The sequence below is a fragment of the Leclercia adecarboxylata genome, assembly GCF_006874705.1.
GTDB lineage: Bacteria > Pseudomonadota > Gammaproteobacteria > Enterobacterales > Enterobacteriaceae > Enterobacter > Enterobacter adecarboxylatus_C.
The window spans coordinates 3,418,873-3,437,014 of the sequence record NZ_CP035382.1; the positions used below are offsets into that span (position 1 = coordinate 3,418,873).

12 protein-coding genes are annotated in these 18,142 nt (G+C 56.2%); 9 read left to right on the top strand and 3 right to left on the bottom strand.

What is annotated here, in order from left to right:
- Positions 1-100 precede the first annotated feature (100 nt).
- From ftsK to ES815_RS17290, 9 genes are all read left to right on the top strand, one after another.
- Positions 101-4,066 carry a DNA translocase FtsK gene (gene ftsK / locus ES815_RS17250; protein WP_142488903.1) on the top strand — a complete coding sequence of 1,322 codons (3,966 nt, stop codon included), beginning with the start codon at positions 101-103 and terminating at the stop codon, positions 4,064-4,066.
- A gap of 131 nt (positions 4,067-4,197) precedes the next feature.
- Positions 4,198-4,812 (top strand): outer membrane lipoprotein chaperone LolA, encoded by a 615-nt coding sequence (gene lolA, locus ES815_RS17255; RefSeq protein ID WP_142488904.1) that lies wholly within the window; start codon positions 4,198-4,200, stop codon positions 4,810-4,812.
- A gap of 9 nt (positions 4,813-4,821) precedes the next feature.
- The gene (gene rarA, locus ES815_RS17260) at positions 4,822-6,165 is read left to right on the top strand and encodes a replication-associated recombination protein RarA (RefSeq protein WP_142488905.1); all 1,344 of its coding nucleotides are present in this window, start codon (positions 4,822-4,824) and stop codon (positions 6,163-6,165) included.
- A gap of 93 nt (positions 6,166-6,258) precedes the next feature.
- Positions 6,259-7,551: a serine--tRNA ligase gene (serS, locus tag ES815_RS17265; protein WP_142488906.1), complete on the top strand. Its 1,293-nt coding sequence runs from the start codon at positions 6,259-6,261 to the stop codon at positions 7,549-7,551.
- Positions 7,552-7,753: 202 nt separating this feature from the next.
- Positions 7,754-10,198, top strand: a complete 2,445-nt coding sequence (dmsA, locus tag ES815_RS17270) for a dimethylsulfoxide reductase subunit A (protein ID WP_142488907.1) — start codon at positions 7,754-7,756, stop codon at positions 10,196-10,198.
- Positions 10,199-10,208: 10 nt separating this feature from the next.
- Positions 10,209-10,826: a DMSO/selenate family reductase complex B subunit gene (locus tag ES815_RS17275; RefSeq protein WP_142488908.1), complete on the top strand. Its 618-nt coding sequence runs from the start codon at positions 10,209-10,211 to the stop codon at positions 10,824-10,826.
- Between the two features lies 1 nt (position 10,827).
- Positions 10,828-11,691 carry a dimethyl sulfoxide reductase anchor subunit family protein gene (locus ES815_RS17280; RefSeq protein ID WP_142488909.1) on the top strand — a complete coding sequence of 288 codons (864 nt, stop codon included), beginning with the start codon at positions 10,828-10,830 and terminating at the stop codon, positions 11,689-11,691.
- Between the two features lie 274 nt (positions 11,692-11,965).
- A complete protein-coding gene (locus ES815_RS17285; RefSeq protein ID WP_142488910.1) occupies positions 11,966-13,114 on the top strand; it encodes an MFS transporter in 1,149 nt (382 codons plus the stop codon).
- 123 nt (positions 13,115-13,237) lie between these two features.
- Positions 13,238-13,756 (top strand): anti-virulence regulator CigR family protein, encoded by a 519-nt coding sequence (locus ES815_RS17290; protein ID WP_142488911.1) that lies wholly within the window; start codon positions 13,238-13,240, stop codon positions 13,754-13,756.
- A 34-nt stretch (positions 13,757-13,790) separates the two neighbouring features.
- Here ES815_RS17290 and pflA read toward each other — a convergent pair whose 3' ends face one another.
- The 3 genes from pflA to focA form a co-directional block, all read right to left on the bottom strand.
- A complete protein-coding gene (gene pflA, locus ES815_RS17295; protein WP_142488912.1) occupies positions 13,791-14,531 on the bottom strand; it encodes a pyruvate formate lyase 1-activating protein in 741 nt (246 codons plus the stop codon).
- Between the two features lie 203 nt (positions 14,532-14,734).
- Positions 14,735-17,017: a formate C-acetyltransferase gene (gene pflB, locus ES815_RS17300; RefSeq protein ID WP_142488913.1), complete on the bottom strand. Its 2,283-nt coding sequence runs from the start codon at positions 17,015-17,017 to the stop codon at positions 14,735-14,737.
- Between the two features lie 51 nt (positions 17,018-17,068).
- The gene (focA, locus tag ES815_RS17305; RefSeq protein WP_142488914.1) at positions 17,069-17,926 is read right to left on the bottom strand and encodes a formate transporter FocA; all 858 of its coding nucleotides are present in this window, start codon (positions 17,924-17,926) and stop codon (positions 17,069-17,071) included.
- Positions 17,927-18,142 lie beyond the last annotated feature (216 nt).

Consider the following 18,142-nt stretch of genomic DNA (forward strand, 5'->3'; position numbering starts at 1 on the left):
TACACTCCTGGTAATCCATACAGCAACAGTGTCGGGCCTCCCGGCACTGTTGTCCGTTTAGCACTCGGGCAGGAATTGCCTGATACCTGGAGAGCCTGTTTTGAGCCAGGAATATACCGAAGACAAAGAAGTCAATTTAACCAAGCTCAGCAGTGGGCGCCGACTCCTTGAGGCGTTACTGATCCTTGTTGCTCTTTTTGCCGTCTGGTTGATGGCAGCCTTACTCAGTTTCAATCCCTCCGATCCCAGCTGGTCACAGACCGCATGGCACGAGCCTATTCATAATTTAGGCGGCGTACCGGGCGCCTGGCTGGCAGATACGCTGTTCTTTATCTTTGGCGTGATGGCCTACACCCTTCCCGTCATCATTATTGGTGGCTGCTGGTTTGCCTGGCGTCATCGTCAGAACGATGATTACATCGACTATTTTGCCGTCTCGCTGCGCCTCATTGGTGCGCTGGCGCTGATCCTCACCTCGTGCGGTCTGGCGGCGATTAACGCCGATGACATCTGGTATTTTGCCTCCGGTGGGGTAATCGGCAGCCTGCTGAGTACCGCGCTGCAGCCGATGCTGCACAGCAGCGGCGGCACCATCGCGCTGCTCTGCGTCTGGGGCGCAGGGCTGACGCTCTTTACCGGCTGGTCATGGGTCAGTATTGCTGAAAAAATCGGCAGCGTGATCCTCAACATTCTTACCTTTGCCAGCAACCGTACCCGTCGCGATGATACCTGGGTCGATGAAGAGTATGAAGACGACGACTACGATGACGCTGAGCCGACCGCCGAGCGTCGTGAATCCCGCCGCGCGCGCATTATGCGCGGGGCGCTGGCGCGCCGTAAACGCGTAGCAGAGAAGTTCGCAAATCCGTTGGGGCGCAAGACGGATGCGGCCCTGTTCTCTGGCAAAAGGATGGACGACGAAGAGGTAGCTTACAGCGCCCGTGGCGTAGCCGCCGATCCGGATGATGTACTGTTCTCCGGCAATCGCGCGCTGGCCTCCGACTATGATGAGTACGATCCGCTGCTCAACGGCCACTCGGTGGCTGAGCCGCTTGCCGCCGCTGCCGCGGCGACTACCGCCACTCAGGCCTTTGCTGCACCTGTCGATCCGGTGATCCCGCCAACTCCTTCGATGCCAGATACCCATCTGCAGCCGCCTGCGGTTGAATGGCATGGGGAACCCACTGCACCAGCAGCACCGGCCTATGCGCCAGAGCCACAGCCTTATGCCGCCGCCGCGCCGCAGGAGCAGTGGCAACCGCCTTATCAGCCTGAACCGGCATACGCGCAGCCGCAGTATGAACAACCGCAATATCAGCAACCTCAGTACGAGCAGCCACAGTACGAACAACCTCAGTACGAGCAGCCACAGTACGAACAACCTCAGTATGAGCAGCCGCAGCAGTATGAACCGCAGCAGGCCGTGTATCAGCCTGAGCCGGTGGTAACTCCGCCGGTCGTCGAAGCGCCGCCGGTTGAAGAGGTGAAACCGTCCCGGCCGCCGCTTTACTACTTCGAAGAGGTGGAAGAGAAACGTGCCCGTGAGCGCGAACAGCTCGCGGCCTGGTATCAGCCTGTACCGGAGCCAGTGCAAGAGCCTGCCCCGGTAAAAGCAGCTGAAATCCCGTCTGTACCGGTTCCGGCCGTTGAGCCTGCCTCCGTCGTGGCACCGGTTGCGGCGAGCGTGCATCAGGCAACAGCCGCAGGTGCCGCTGCGGCTGGCGCTGCTGCACCGTTATTCAGCCTGGCCACCGGCGGCGCGCCGCGTCCGCAGGTGAAAGAGGGCATTGGTCCGCAGCTGCCGCGTCCGAACCGCGTGCGCGTTCCTACCCGCCGTGAACTGGCCTCGTATGGCATCAAGCTGCCTTCGCAGCGAATGGCGGAAGAGGAAGCGCGTAAAGCCGGGCGTCAGCAGTACGATGACGACCAGTACGAAGACGACGCTGACGAAATGCAGCAGGACGAGCTGGCCCGCCAGTTCGCCCAGCAGCAACAGCAGCGTTATGGCGAAGAATATCAGCGTGAGCCACAGCAGTATCAGACCCAGGATGACGAAGATGATGCCGCCGAAGCGGAGCTGGCTCGCCAGTTTGCCGCCACGCAGCAGCGGCGTTACGCTGGTGAACAGCCGACAGGGGCGAACCCGTTCTCGCTGGCGGATTTTGAATTCTCACCGATGAAAGATCTGGTGGATGATACGCCGAGTGAACCGCTGTTCACGCCGGGTGTGATGCCGGAGGTCGAGCCGCCGCGTCAGGCGTTTACGCCGCCGCAGCCTGCGCAGCCGCAACAGTTTGCCCAGCCTCAGCAGCCTGTACAGCCGCAGCAGTTTGCTCAGCCTCAGCAGCCTGTACAGCCGCAACAGTTTGCCCAGCCTCAGCAGCCTGTGCAGCCGCAGCAGTTTGCTCAGCCTCAGCAGCCTGTACAGCCGCAGCAGTTTGCTCAGCCTCAGCAACCGGCACAGGCTCAGCAGTACGCTCAGCCTCAACAGCCTGCGCAGCCGCAGCAGCCACCGGCTCAGCAGAGCCTGATCCATCCGCTGCTTATGCGTAACGGTGACAGCCGCCCGCTGCAAAGACCGACCACGCCGCTGCCGTCATTTGACCTGTTAACCCCGCCGCCAACGGAAGTCGAGCCGGTTGATACCTTCGCCCTCGATCAGATGGCGCGCCTGGTTGAACTCCGCCTGGCCGACTTCCGGATTAAAGCGGATGTGGTGAATTATTCACCTGGTCCGGTGATCACCCGTTTCGAGCTGAATCTGGCCCCGGGTGTGAAAGCCGCGCGTATTTCAAACCTCTCCCGCGACCTGGCGCGTTCGTTGTCCACCGTGGCCGTGCGCGTGGTCGAGGTTATTCCGGGTAAACCCTATGTTGGCCTGGAGCTGCCGAACAAAAAACGTCAGACCGTTTACCTGCGTGAAGTGCTGGATAACGCCAAATTCCGCGATAACCCGTCGCCGCTTAGCGTGGTGCTGGGTAAAGACATCGCCGGTGAACCGGTGGTGGCCGATCTGGCGAAAATGCCGCACCTGCTGGTGGCGGGTACGACGGGTTCCGGTAAGTCCGTCGGCGTGAACGCCATGATCCTCAGCATCCTGTATAAGGCGCAGCCGGAAGATGTGCGCTTCATCATGATCGACCCGAAAATGCTGGAACTGTCGGTATACGAAGGTATTCCGCACCTGCTGACCGAAGTCGTGACCGACATGAAAGATGCCGCCAACGCCCTGCGCTGGAGCGTCAACGAGATGGAGCGTCGCTACAAGCTGATGTCCGCGCTGGGGGTACGTAACCTTGCCGGTTATAACGAGATCATCGCCGAAGCGGCGAAGATGGGACGTCCGATCCCGGATCCGTACTGGAAACCGGGCGACAGCATGGATGCCGAGCATCCGGTGCTGGAAAAACTGCCGTACATCGTGGTGTTGGTGGACGAGTTTGCTGACCTGATGATGACCGTCGGTAAGAAGGTGGAAGAGCTGATCGCCCGCCTGGCGCAAAAAGCGCGTGCGGCGGGGATCCACCTGGTGCTGGCGACCCAGCGTCCGTCGGTGGATGTGATCACCGGCCTGATTAAAGCCAACATCCCGACCCGTATCGCTTTTACCGTATCGAGCAAAATTGACTCCCGCACCATCCTCGACCAGGGGGGCGCGGAATCGCTGCTGGGTATGGGGGATATGCTTTACTCCGGCCCGAACTCCACCACGCCGGTGCGTGTCCATGGTGCCTTTGTGCGTGACCAGGAAGTGCATGCCGTGGTGCAGGACTGGAAGGCGCGCGGTCGTCCGCAGTACGTTGAAGGCATCACCTCTGACAGCGAAAGCGAAGGCGGCGGTGGCGGCGGCGTAGATGGCGGCGAAGAGCTGGATCCGCTGTTCGATCAGGCAGTTAACTTCGTCACCGAGAAACGCAAAGCTTCCATCTCCGGGGTTCAGCGCCAGTTCCGTATAGGCTATAACCGCGCGGCGCGTATCATCGAGCAGATGGAAGCGCAGGGCATCGTCAGCGAGCAGGGGCACAACGGCAACCGTGAAGTGCTTGCCCCGCCGCCGTTTGAGTGATCCCCCCTCGATTGCAAAGATGGGTAAATCAGCAATAATTAAGCATTTTCTTCTGTCGCCTGCCTGCGGGCAGGTCCAGAATAGTTGACAGAAAACCCCTATTTCGGGATGACGCTTTGTAAGGACTACCAATGAAAAAAATTGCAATCACCTGTGCATTACTGACCAGCTTTGTAGCGAGCAGCGTCTGGGCTGATGCCGCCGGCGACCTCAAAAACCGTCTGGACAAAGTCAGCAGTTTCCACGCCAGCTTCACCCAGAAAGTGACTGATGGCAGTGGCAATGCGGTGCAGGAAGGTCAGGGTGACCTGTGGGTGAAACGTCCAAATCTGTTCAACTGGCATATGACGCAGCCGGATGAGAGCATCCTGGTTTCCGACGGGAAAACCCTGTGGTTCTTCAACCCGTTTGTTGAGCAGGCCACGGCGACCTGGCTGAAAGATGCCACCAGCAACACGCCGTTTATGCTGATCGCCCGTAACCAGACCAGCGACTGGCAGCAGTACAACATTAAACAGAACGGCGATGATTTTGTGCTGACCCCGAAAGGCAGCAACGGCAACCTGAAGCAGTTCACCATTAACGTGAGCAGCAACGGTACCATCAATCAGTTCAGCGCTGTTGAGCAGGACGATCAGCGCAGCAGCTATCAGCTGAAATCCCAGCAGAACGGGGCGGTTGATGCATCGAAATTCACCTTTACCCCGCCGAAGGGCGTGACGGTGGATGACCAACGTAATAAGTAAGAGGCGTGCGTGAGCAACCTGTCGCTCGATTTTTCAGATAATGCGTTTCAACCTCTGGCCGCCCGTATGCGGCCAGAAAATTTAGCGCAGTATATTGGCCAGCAGCATCTGCTGGCTGCGGGCAAACCCTTGCCGCGCGCCATTGAGGCCGGGCATCTGCACTCCATGATCCTGTGGGGGCCGCCAGGCACCGGTAAAACGACGCTGGCGGAAGTGATTGCCCGCTACGCCGATGCCGACGTCGAGCGCATCTCCGCCGTCACCTCGGGAGTGAAAGAGATCCGTGAGGCCATCGAGCGTGCCCGCCAGAACCGTAATGCCGGTCGCCGCACCATCCTGTTCGTCGATGAGGTGCACCGTTTCAACAAGAGCCAGCAGGATGCCTTTCTGCCGCACATCGAAGACGGCACCATCACCTTTATCGGTGCCACTACCGAAAACCCTTCGTTTGAACTCAACTCCGCACTGTTGTCCCGCGCCCGCGTCTATCTCCTGAAATCGTTAACCACCGAAGACATTGAGCTGGTGCTGACCCAGGCGATGGACGATAAGTCCCGCGGCTACGGCAGCCAGAATATCGTGCTGCCCGACGACACCCGCCGAGCCATTGCCGAACTGGTTAACGGGGACGCGCGACGGGCGCTGAATACCCTGGAGATGATGGCCGATATGGCCGAAGCCGACGACAGCGGCAAGCGGGTGCTGCTTCCGGCACTGCTGACCGAAATCGCCGGCGAACGCAGCGCGCGCTTTGATAACAAAGGCGACCGTTTCTACGACCTGATCTCGGCGCTGCATAAATCGGTGCGCGGCAGCGCGCCCGATGCCGCGCTCTACTGGTATGCGCGCATTATTACCGCCGGGGGCGATCCGCTGTACGTGGCCCGTCGCTGTCTGGCGATTGCCTCGGAAGATGTCGGCAATGCCGACCCGCGCGCGATGCAGGTGGCGATCTCCGCCTGGGACTGCTTCACCCGCGTCGGGCCAGCCGAAGGCGAGCGCGCCATTGCCCAGGCGATTGTCTATCTGGCCTGCGCCCCGAAAAGCAATGCGGTCTATACCGCATTTAAAGCGGCGATGTCCGATGCCCGTGAACGCCCTGATTACGATGTTCCTGACCACTTACGTAATGCCCCGACAAAGCTGATGAAAGAGATGGGCTATGGTCAGCAATATCGTTACGCACACGACGAGCCCAATGCCTACGCCGCCGGGGAGGAGTATTTCCCGCAGGAAATGGCACAAACTCGCTATTATCGCCCGACAAACAGAGGCCTTGAGGGCAAGATTGGCGAAAAGCTCACCTGGCTTGCCGGACAGGATCAAAATAGCCCTATAAAACGCTACCGTTAGGGCTATCGTTGCGGTAATGTTGGCAATGTATCTGATGACCGCAGGCTGCGGTCATTTCCTCCTATTTTTTAATTCGATAAGCACAGGATAAGCATGCTCGATCCCAATCTGCTGCGTAACGAGCCAGACGCAGTCGCTGAAAAACTGGCACGCCGGGGCTTTAAACTGGATGTAGATAAGCTGCGCGCTCTTGAAGAGCGTCGTAAAGTTCTGCAGGTACAAACCGAAAACTTGCAGGCAGAGCGTAACTCTCGATCGAAATCCATCGGCCAGGCGAAAGCGCGCGGGGAAGATATTGAGCCATTACGCCTGGAAGTGAACAAACTCGGTGAAGAGCTGGATCAGGCGAAAGCCGATCTGGACGTTCTTCAGGCCGAAATTCGTGATATCGCCCTGGCGATCCCGAACACCCCTGACGACAGCGTCCCTGTCGGTAAAGACGAAAATGACAACGTCGAAGTGAAACGCTGGGGCACCCCACGCGAGTTTGACTTCGAGGTTCGCGATCACGTCACGCTGGGCGAAATGCACGCCGGGCTCGATTTTGCGGCTGCCGTTAAGCTGACCGGTTCCCGTTTCGTGGTCATGAAGGGTCAGATTGCCCATCTGCACCGTGCGCTGGCCCAGTTCATGCTGGATCTGCACACCGAGCAGCACGGCTACAGCGAAACCTACGTGCCGTATCTGGTCAACCACGATACGCTGTACGGTACCGGCCAGCTGCCGAAATTTGCCGGCGATCTGTTCCATACCCGTCCGCTGGATGAGGAAGCAGACAGCAGCAACTACGCGCTGATCCCAACCGCAGAAGTGCCGCTGACCAACCTCGTGCGTGATGAGATCATCGACGAAGACGACCTGCCGATCAAACTGACTGCACACTCTCCGTGCTTCCGTTCTGAAGCAGGCTCTTATGGCCGTGATACCCGTGGTCTGATCCGTATGCACCAGTTCGACAAAGTTGAGATGGTGCAGATTGTGCGTCCGGAAACGTCCATGGATGCGCTGGAAGAGATGACCGGTCACGCGGAAAAAGTGCTCGAGCTGTTAGGTCTGCCGTACCGCCGCATGGCGCTGTGCACCGGTGACATGGGCTTTGGCGCCTGCAAAACCTTCGATCTGGAAGTGTGGGTTCCGGCGCAGGGTACCTATCGCGAAATCTCCTCCTGCTCCAACGTTGGCGATTTCCAGGCGCGTCGCATGCAGGCCCGCTGCCGCAGCAAGTCCGACAAGAAAACCCGTCTGGTGCACACCCTGAACGGCTCCGGCCTGGCAGTGGGTCGTACCCTGGTGGCGGTGCTGGAAAACTACCAGCAGGCTGACGGTCGTATCGAAATTCCTGAAGTACTGCGCCCTTACATGAAAGGCCAGCAGTACATCGGTTAATTTGCTTTTACGTAAAAAAGCGCCTGCGGGCGCTTTTTTTATGCCCCGGTTTTGACATCAGGCAATATCCCCTCCTTCCAAAGTAGTAATACTTTCCAGGTAGTTAGCATAAACCTCTGTTAACGCAATCACTCATTATATAAATAACTATATAGCGGTGCTGCCGCACATGGAACTTTGTGAGCAATCAAAGTGAGAGTCTATGAAAATTAAAACGCCTGATGCCTTACTGGCTGCCGAGGTGAGCCGTCGCGGGCTGATGAAAACCACCGCGATTGGCGGCCTGGCGGTTGCCAGTAGCGCCTTTACTTTGCCTTTTTCTCGCCTGTCGTCGGCGGCTGAAGCCATCGCCGCCGTTAAGCCGTATGAAAAGGTGGTCTGGAGCGCCTGTACGGTGAACTGCGGTAGCCGCTGTCCGCTGCGGATGCATGTTATCGACGGCGAGATCAAATACGTCGAGACCGACAATACCGGGGATGATCACTACGAGGGGCTACACCAGGTGCGCGCCTGTCTGCGTGGCCGTTCCATGCGCCGCCGCGTCTATAACCCGGACCGCCTGAAATACCCGATGAAACGTGTCGGCAAGCGCGGGGAAGGCAAATTCGAGCGTATCAGCTGGGACGAGGCCTTCGACACCATCGCCAGTAATATGCAGCGCCTGATTAAAGACTACGGCAACGAGTCTATCTACCTTAACTACGGCACCGGCACCCTCGGCGGGACCCTGACCCGCTCCTGGCCGCCGGGCAAAACGTTGATTGCCCGCCTGATGAACTGCTGCGGAGGCTATCTCAACCATTACGGTGACTACTCCACCGCGCAGATTGCCGCAGGTCTTAATTACACCTACGGCGGCTGGGCCGATGGCAACAGCCCGTCGGATATCGAAAACAGCCAGCTCGTCGTATTGTTCGGCAACAACCCCGGTGAAACGCGCATGAGCGGCGGCGGGGTGACTTACTACATCGAACAGGCGCGGCAAAAATCGAACGCCCGGATGATCGTCATCGACCCACGCTATACCGACACCGGGGCAGGGCGCGAGGATGAGTGGATCCCGATCCGCCCGGGAACCGATGCGGCGCTGATCTCTGCCCTGGCCTGGGTGATGATCAACGAGGACCTCGTCGATCGGCCATTCCTCGATAAATACTGCGTTGGCTACGACGAAAAAACGCTGCCGGAAGGCGCCCCGGCGAACGGCCACTATAAAGCTTATATTCTCGGTCAGGGCAATGACGGGATCGCCAAAACTCCGGCCTGGGCTGCGGCCATTACCGGTATTCCCGAGGCGCGTATTGTTAAGCTGGCGCGTGAAATCGCCGGGGCGAAACCGGCCTTTATCTCCCAGGGCTGGGGCCCGCAGCGCCATGCCAACGGCGAGCTGGTATCCCGTGCCATCGCCATGCTGGCGATTTTGACCGGCAACGTGGGGATCAATGGCGGCAACAGCGGGGCGCGCGAAGGCTCGTACTCTCTGCCGTTTGTGCGCATGCCGACCCTGGAAAATCCGGTTCAGACCAGTATTTCGATGTTTATGTGGACCGACGCCATCGAGCGCGGCCCGGAGATGACCGCCACCCGTGACGGGGTGCGCGGCAAAGAAAAGCTCGACGTGCCGATCAAGATGATCTGGAACTATGCCGGCAACTGTCTGATCAACCAGCACTCCCAGATCAACCGCACCCACGACATTCTGCAGGACGACAAAAAATGCGAGCTGATTGTGGTGGTGGATTGTCATATGACCTCGTCGGCGAAGTACGCCGATATTCTGCTGCCTGACTGCACCGCCTCTGAGCAGATGGATTTCGCCCTGGATGCCTCATGCGGCAACATGTCGTACGTGATTTTTGCCGACCAGGCGATTAAACCGCGTTTTGAGTGCAAAACCATCTATGAGATGACCACCGCGCTGGCAAAACGCATGGGCGTTGAGCAGCAGTTCACCGAAGGCCGCACCCAGGAAGGGTGGATGCGCCATCTGTATGAGCAGTCGCGCCAGGCCATTCCTGAGTTGCCGCCGTTTGATGAGTTCCGTCAGCAGGGCATGTTCAAGCAGCGCGACCCGGAAGGGCATCACGTGGCCTATAAAGCCTTCCGCGCCGATCCAGCCGCCAATCCGCTGACTACCCCGTCAGGCAAAATCGAGATCTACTCTGCCCAACTGGCGCAGATTGCCGCGACCTGGGAGCTGGAGCAGGGCGATGTGATCCATCCGCTCCCGGTTTACAGCCCGGGCTTTGAGAACTACGACGATCCGCAGAGCAAAGATTTCCCGCTGCAGCTGACCGGTTTCCACTACAAAGCGCGAACGCACTCCACCTACGGCAACGTTGATGTCCTGAAAGCGGCCTGCCGTCAGGAGATCTGGATCAACCCGCTGGATGCACAGCGGCGCGGAATTGCCAACGGCGACCGGGTGCGGATCTTCAACGGACGCGGTGAAGTGCATATCGAAGCCAAAGTCACGCCGCGCATCCTGCCGGGTGTGGTGGCGCTAGGCGAAGGAGCCTGGTACAACCCCGATGCGAACCGTATCGATCAGGCGGGCTGCATTAACGTGCTGACCACCCAACGCCCGTCGCCGCTGGCGAAAGGCAACCCGTCTCACAGTAACCTTGTTCAGGTTGAAAAGGCGTAAGGAGTAGCCGATGACCACTCAGTATGGATTTTTTATTGATTCCAGCCGCTGCACCGGGTGCAAAACCTGCGAGCTGGCGTGCAAGGATTACAAGGACCTGACCCCGGACGTCAGCTTCCGCCGCATCTACGAGTACGCGGGCGGCGACTGGCAGGAGGACAACGGGGTCTGGCATCAGAACGTGTTTGCCTACTACCTCTCCATCGCCTGCAACCACTGCGAGGATCCGGCCTGCACCAAAGTCTGCCCCAGCGGGGCGATGCACAAGCGCGACGACGGCTTTGTGGTGGTGGACGAAGATGTCTGCATCGGGTGTCGCTACTGCCATATGGCCTGCCCGTACGGCGCCCCGCAGTACAACGCCGCCAAAGGGCATATGACCAAGTGCGACGGCTGCCATGAGCGCGTGGCGGAGGGCTACAAGCCGATCTGCGTCGAATCCTGCCCGCTGCGGGCGCTGGACTTCGGCCCGATTGAGGAGCTGCGTAAGAAGCACGGCAAGCTGGCTGCCGTGGCCCCGCTGCCGTCGGCGCACTTCACGAAGCCGAGTATCGTCATTAAACCCAATGCCAACAGCCGACCCACGGGTGATACCACCGGCTACCTGGCCAATCCGAAGGAGGTGTGAGATGGGAAACGGATGGCATGAATGGCCGTTAATGATTTTTACGGTTTTCGGACAGTGTGTGGCGGGCGGTTTTATCGTCCTCGCCCTGGCGTTGTTAAAAGGCGAACTGAACAGGGAGCAACAGCAGCGGCTGGTGCTGAGTATGTTTGGTCTGTGGGTGCTGATGGGGATCGGGTTTATCGCCTCCACCCTGCACCTCGGTTCACCCATGCGCGCGTTCAACTCCCTGAACCGCGTGGGCGCGTCTTCACTTAGCAACGAGATCGCCAGCGGGGCGCTCTTCTTTGCTGTCGGCGGGCTGGGCTGGCTGCTTGCAGTCGTGAAAAAACTACCGGTAGCGTTACGCAATCTGTGGCTGATCGCAACTATGGTGCTGGGCGTGGTCTTCGTCTGGATGATGGTGCGGGTCTATAACACCATTGATACGGTGCCGACCTGGTACAGCGTCTGGACGCCAATGAGTTTCTTCCTGACCATGTTTATCGGCGGGCCGCTGCTGGGCTTCCTGCTCCTGCGGGTGGCGGGCGTCGATGGCTGGGCGATGCGTTTACTGCCTGCCGTGTCGCTACTGGCGCTGGCGGTAAGTACGGTGGTGGCCCTGATGCAGGGCGCGGAGCTGGCGACGATCCACAGCGCCATTCAGCAGGCCTCGGCCCTTGTGCCTGATTACGGCTCGCTGATGGCCTGGCGTGTGGTGCTGCTGGCGGCGGCGCTGGTGTGCTGGATCGTGCCGCAGCTGAAAGGCTATCAGCCTGCGCTCCCGCTGTTGTCGCTGGCATTTGTGCTGCTGCTGGCAGGTGAATTGATTGGACGTGGAGTGTTTTACGGTCTGCATATGACCGTTGGAATGGCCATCGCCAGTTAGCGCTGATTATTGTTATATAAAGCCGGGACTTAGTGCCCGGCTTTTCTTTTTTCAATCATGAAATTTTTCAACTGTCGTTTGGTTTTAATTTTGGCCTTAAATAAACAAAAACAAACACATAATTATTATCGATAGCAGACTTTGCATTAGCAGGATGAGTTTTTTCAATCGACAGAGAACATATTGTGCGTGCGGCCCGATCGGGTGGATTGACTTTGTTTTTGCCAGTGGCATGATGCGCACGAAATCTGAACTTCCTCACGGTTTTTAATCCATGTCGATCTATACCCGGCCAGTGCTCCTGTTGCTCTGTGGCCTGCTTTTGCTGACCCTCGCGATCGCGGTGTTAAACACGCTCGTCCCGCTGTGGCTCGCCCATGAAAACTTACCGACCTGGCAGGTGGGTATGGTCAGCTCGTCCTTTTTTACCGGTAATTTGCTGGGCACCCTGATGACGGGAAGCCTGATTAAACGCTTTGGTTTTAACCGCAGCTATTATCTGGCGTCGCTGATTTTTGCCGTCGGCTGTGCCGGGTTAGGGCTGATGGTCGGCTTCTGGAGCTGGATGGTCTGGCGCTTTATTGCGGGCGTCGGCTGCGCCATGATCTGGGTGGTAGTGGAAAGCGCCCTGATGTGCAGCGGTACTTCCCGCAACCGTGGCCGTCTGCTGGCAGCCTATATGATGGTCTATTATGTCGGCACCGTGCTGGGACAACTGATGGTCAGCAAACTGCCAACCGACCTGATGAGCGTCCTGCCGTGGGTAACCGGCATGGTGCTGGCCGCGATCCTGCCACTGCTCTTTACGCGCATTGTGAACCAGAGCAGTGAGCATCAGGAAGCGACCCATATCTGGCCGATGCTGAGACTGCGTCATGCGCGTCTCGGAGTGAACGGCTGCATTATCTCCGGGATTGTGCTCGGCTCGCTCTATGGTCTGATGCCGCTCTATCTGAATCATCAGGGCGTCAGTGATTCCGGGATCGGTTTCTGGATGGCAGTGATGGTCAGCGCCGGCATTATCGGGCAGTGGCCGGTTGGCCGTCTTGCTGACCGCTTTGGGCGCCTGCTGGTGCTGCGCGTTCAGGTCTTTGTGGTGATCATGGGCTGTCTTGCCATGCTGAGTAATGCCGCTATGGCACCGGCACTGTTTATTCTGGGCGCGGCGGGCTTCACCCTCTATCCGGTAGCGATGGCCTGGGCCTGTGAGAAGGTTGAACATCATCAGCTGGTGGCCATGAACCAGGCGCTGCTGCTGAGCTATACCATCGGCAGTTTGCTGGGCCCGACTTTTACCGCCATGCTGATGCAGAACTATTCCGACAATCTGCTGTTTATCATGATCGCCAGCGTGTCATTTATTTATCTGCTCATGCTGCTGCGTAAAGCGGGCGAACATCCTACACCGGTGGCTCATGCCTGAGTAAAAAAAAGCCTGTCGATGACAGGCTTTTTTGTCTCTGTCACATATAAGAGTTTTACGCATTGTTTGTTTATTGCCTGAGGCGATAATTCAGAGGCGTTCTACCACTAAAAGGCAGCCATTATGTCTACTCGTCGTTTTACCACTACAGCGCTGGCAGTAGTATTGTCTTTAACCTTTGCAACTGCACCTGCTATGGCCAATCCGGGAAATGGAAATGGAAATGGAAATGGCCATGGTAATGGGCAAGGTAATAGCGGCAATCATGGCAACGGTAATTCCGGTAAAGGGAATACCGGTAACCAGGACCACAAACAAAATAACGGTCACCAGAATCAAGGCAAATCAAATAAAAGCGTCAAAGACGACGTCGATGCCCGCGTCAGTTACGACCATGCCCGGCATCTGGCGTTGAATTATGGTTTAACGGGTTATGATTCCCTGCCGCCGGGGATTGCGAAAAACCTCGCGCGCGGTAAACCACTGCCTCCGGGTATCGCCAAAAAGACCGTACCAGCGTCAATGTTAGGTCAATTACCCTCTTATCCTGGCTATGAATGGCGGGTGGTCGGGAGGGATCTGGTCTTAATTGCGTTGAGTACGGCGATTGTGACCACCATTATTAATGGCGTCTTTGACTAGTAAATAAAAAGCCCGGTGAAAACCGGGCTTTTTATTAATACATGACCTTGTGACCATACTGCTCCAGAATGCCTTTTACGCGTTCCATGGTCTCTTTTTTCGGTGGTTTAACGCCATCCAGCTTGTACTCTTCACCCATCGCCACCCATTTATGTTTGCCCAGCTCGTGATACGGCAGCAGCTCAATTTTCTCAACGTTGCCCATATCACGCGTGAACTCACCCAGACGGTGGGCAGAGTCGTCATCATCTGACCAGCCCGGCACCACAACATAACGGATCCAGGTTTTGATGCCTTTGGCTGAGATGTATTTTGCGAACTCTAAAGTGCGATGGTTAGAGACGCCGACCAGATTCTGGTGGATTTCGTCATTCATCTGCTTGAGATCCAGCATTACCAGGTCGGTCACTTCCAGCAGTTCATCAATCACCGGATCGTAACGACGGACAAAGCCGTTGGTATCCAGACAGGTGTGAATGCTCTCTTTATGGCAGGCGCGGAACCAGTCGCGGACAAACTCGGCCTGCAGGATCGCTTCCCCGCCGGACGCGGTCACGCCGCCGCCGGAAGCGTTCATAAAGTGGCGATAGGTCACCACCTCTTTCATTAATTCATCAACGGTGACTTCTTTGCCGCCGTGAGTATCCCAGGTATCACGGTTATGGCAGTACAGGCAGCGCATCAGGCAACCCTGGAAGAAGGTGATAAAGCGGATGCCTGGGCCATCGACGGTGCCACAGGACTCAAAGGAGTGAATGCGACCAATAGTTGACATTGCGGTGATATCTCCAGATTCGGCCCGTCCGGGGCCTGTGTATGCGCACAACTCAAGCGGCTGTGTCGAGTCTGTTTTGGCTGTTATCCATTTATTATAGATAGCGGGCAAAAGAGACTGTGGTGCGGGAGGTGTTAAAAAGGCCCCACTTGCGTGGAGCCTTTATTGTACGCGTTTTACGGCGTGATTTCAGTCAAAACCACTTACATGGACTGAGTGAAAGTACGGGTAATAACGTCTTTCTGCTGTTCTTTAGTCAGCGAGTTGAAACGTACTGCGTAGCCAGAAACGCGGATGGTCAGCTGAGGATATTTCTCAGGATGTTCCATCGCATCGAGCAGCATTTCACGGTTCATAACGTTCACGTTCAGGTGCTGACCACCTTCGATGGACGCTTCGTGATGGAAGTAACCGTCCATCAGACCCGCGAGGTTGGTTTTACGTACTTCGTCGTCTTTACCCAGCGCATTTGGCACGATAGAGAAGGTGTAAGAGATACCATCTTTCGCGTAAGCAAACGGCAGTTTCGCAACGGAGGTCAGAGAGGCAACTGCACCTTTCTGGTCACGGCCGTGCATTGGGTTAGCACCTGGTCCGAATGGCGCGCCAGCACGACGACCGTCTGGGGTGTTACCGGTTTTCTTACCATAAACCACGTTAGAGGTGATGGTCAGAACAGACTGAGTCGGGATAGCGTTACGGTAGGTGGTCAGTTTCTGAATTTTCTTCATGAAACGTTCTACCAGGTCAACCGCCATGTCATCAACGCGCGCGTCGTTGTTACCAAACTGCGGGTATTCACCTTCGATTTCGAAGTCTACAGCCAGGCCGTCTTCGTCACGAATCGGTTTAACTTTTGCATATTTGATAGCAGACAGGGAGTCAGCTGCAACAGACAGACCTGCGATACCACATGCCATGGTGCGAACAACGTCACGGTCGTGCAGCGCCATCAGAGAGGCTTCGTAGCTGTACTTGTCGTGCATGTAGTGGATGATGTTCAGCGCGGTGACGTACTGTTTAGCCAGCCAGTCCATGAAGTGATCCATGCGATCCATGACTTCGTCGAAGTTCAGGACGTCGCCTTTGATCGGCTCAGACTTAGGACCAACCTGCATTTTCAGTTTTTCATCAACGCCGCCGTTGATTGCATACAGCATGGTTTTCGCGAGGTTAGCACGCGCACCGAAGAACTGCATTTGCTTACCAACAACCATTGGGCTTACGCAGCAAGCGATCGCGTAGTCATCGTTGTTGAAGTCAGGACGCATCAGGTCATCGTTCTCATACTGCAGAGAAGAGGTGTCGATAGACACTTTAGCGGCATATTTTTTGAAGTTCAGTGGCAGTTTTTCAGACCACAGAACGGTGATGTTCGGCTCCGGAGATGGCCCCATGGTGTACAGGGTGTTCAGGAAGCGGAAGCTGTTTTTGGTGACCAGAGTACGGCCATCCACGCCCATACCGGCGATAGATTCAGTTGCCCAGATTGGGTCACCGGAGAACAGTTCATCATACTCAGGGGTACGCAGGAAGCGAACCATACGCAGTTTCATGACCAGGTGGTCAATCATTTCCTGAGCGTCTTGCTCGGTGATTTTGCCTGCTTTCAGGTCACGTTCGATGTAAGCATCCAGGAAGGTGGATACACGACCGAAGGACATTGCTGCGCCGTTCTGAGATTTAACCGCTGCCAGGTAACCGAAGTAGGTCCACTGGATAGCTTCCTGAGCGTTGGTTGCAGGACCGGAGATATCGCAACCGTATTTCGCGGCCATCTCTTTGATCTGACCCAGCGCACGGTGCTGTTCGGAGATCTCTTCACGCAGACGAATAGTCGCTTCCAGGTTTACGCCGTTTTCCAGATCGGATTGCAGGGACAGGAACTGTGCGTATTTGTCTTTCAGCAGGAAGTCGATACCGTACAGGGCAACGCGACGGTAGTCACCGATGATACGGCCACGGCCATACGCATCTGGCAGACCGGTCAGAACACCTGATTTACGGCAGTTCAGGATGTCTTTGGTGTAAACGTCAAACACGCCCTGGTTGTGGGTTTTGCGGTATTCGGTGAAGATTTTCTTCAGCATTGGGTCCAGCTCGCGATCGTACGCTTTGCAGGAACCTTCAACCATTTTGATACCACCGAACGGGATAATCGCACGTTTCAGTGGTGCTTCAGTTTGCAGACCAACAATCTTCTCGAGGGATTTATTGATATAACCCGCGTCGTGAGAAGTAATGGTGGATGCAACGGAGGTGTCGAAATCAACAGGCGCGTGAGTGCGGTTTTCCTGCTTAACGCCTTCCATAACGCTGTCCCACAGGGCAGTGGTTGCGTCGGTAGCACCGGCCAGGAAGGATTCGTCACCTTCATACGGGGTGTAGTTTTTCTGGATGAAGTCACGAACGTTGACTTCATTCTGCCAATCACCTTTGGCAAAACCTTCCCATGCTGTGGCTAACTTTTCATTAAGTTCGGACATGTAACACCTACCTTCTTAAGTGGATTTTTTATTTACTGCCTGAGAAAACCATTAATGATGGTTATCGCCACGCAGGTAAATGACCCAGTATGTCAACCCAACCAACAGACCACCGCCAATAATGTTCCCGATTGTGACTGGGATCAGGTTATCAGTGATGAAGTTCATAACGGTCAGATGAGAGAAACTTTCCGGGCTGGAACCTACTGCGGTCCAGAACTCCGGGCTGGCAAAATCACGGATTACAATACCCAGAGGTATCATAAACATGTTTGCAATACTGTGTTCAAAGCCGCTGGCAACGAACATGGCGACTGGCAGAACCATGATCATGGCTTTGTCCATCAGGCTGCGTCCGGAGTAGCTCATCCAGACGGCCAGGCAGACCATCAGGTTGGCGAGAATGCCAAGCGCAACGGCTTCAATAAATGTGTGATGTACTTTGTGGTCGGCGGTTTGCAGGACGTTAAGCCCCCACGCGCCGTTGGCGGTCATATATTCACCCGACAACCACATCAACAGGACAAACAGCAGGCAACCAATCAGGTTTCCAACATAAACGTTGAGCCAGTTTTTTGCCAGTTGGCCCCAGGTGATCTTACCGCTGGCTTTCGCGACGACGATAAGAACCGTTGAGGTAAAGAGGTCAGCGCCGCAGATAACGCACAGGATCAGACCCAGTGAGAAACAGATGCCGCCGATCAGCTTAGCGATACCGAAAGGCATCCCGGCAGTACCGGTGGTGGCGGTGATATAGAAAACAAAGGCAATGGAGATGAACACCCCGGCAGTGATGGCCAGGAAGAACGTCGTCATCGGTTGTTTCGTTGCTTTATAGACACCCGCTTCTTCGGCAACTTTCGCCATTGCAGCTGGGAGTAAAAGATCAAAAGGGTTGTCAGCTTTCACACTAACTCTCTCTTTATTAAGTCGGCGACGAGATACTAACAAAGCATTATAGAAGAGAAATTGATGTAGATCATATCTCGCCTGGCTTATAGGCCCGCAAAGCGCGTGGTTTTCCAGTGAATGCGGTGTAAGTATTTGATTATCCGTATAAAAATAAATTTTAAAAGTTACAAAATGAGTTGATTTTTTTCTTCTGACCTTCCCCCGGGCAGTTAA

What these genes read in the sequence shown, in the direction of transcription:
- pflB (WP_142488913.1), bottom strand. Translation starts at nt 17,017, where the DNA reads ATGTCCGAACTTAATGAAAAGTTAGCCACAGCATGGGAAGGTTTTGCC.
- ES815_RS17275 (WP_142488908.1), top strand. Translation starts at nt 10,209, where the DNA reads ATGACCACTCAGTATGGATTTTTTATTGATTCCAGCCGCTGCACCGGG.
- serS (WP_142488906.1), top strand. Translation starts at nt 6,259, where the DNA reads ATGCTCGATCCCAATCTGCTGCGTAACGAGCCAGACGCAGTCGCTGAA.
- pflA (WP_142488912.1), bottom strand. Translation starts at nt 14,531, where the DNA reads ATGTCAACTATTGGTCGCATTCACTCCTTTGAGTCCTGTGGCACCGTC.
- dmsA (WP_142488907.1), top strand. Translation starts at nt 7,754, where the DNA reads ATGAAAATTAAAACGCCTGATGCCTTACTGGCTGCCGAGGTGAGCCGT.
- lolA (WP_142488904.1), top strand. Translation starts at nt 4,198, where the DNA reads ATGAAAAAAATTGCAATCACCTGTGCATTACTGACCAGCTTTGTAGCG.
- ES815_RS17285 (WP_142488910.1), top strand. Translation starts at nt 11,966, where the DNA reads ATGTCGATCTATACCCGGCCAGTGCTCCTGTTGCTCTGTGGCCTGCTT.
- ES815_RS17280 (WP_142488909.1), top strand. Translation starts at nt 10,828, where the DNA reads ATGGGAAACGGATGGCATGAATGGCCGTTAATGATTTTTACGGTTTTC.
- ES815_RS17290 (WP_142488911.1), top strand. Translation starts at nt 13,238, where the DNA reads ATGTCTACTCGTCGTTTTACCACTACAGCGCTGGCAGTAGTATTGTCT.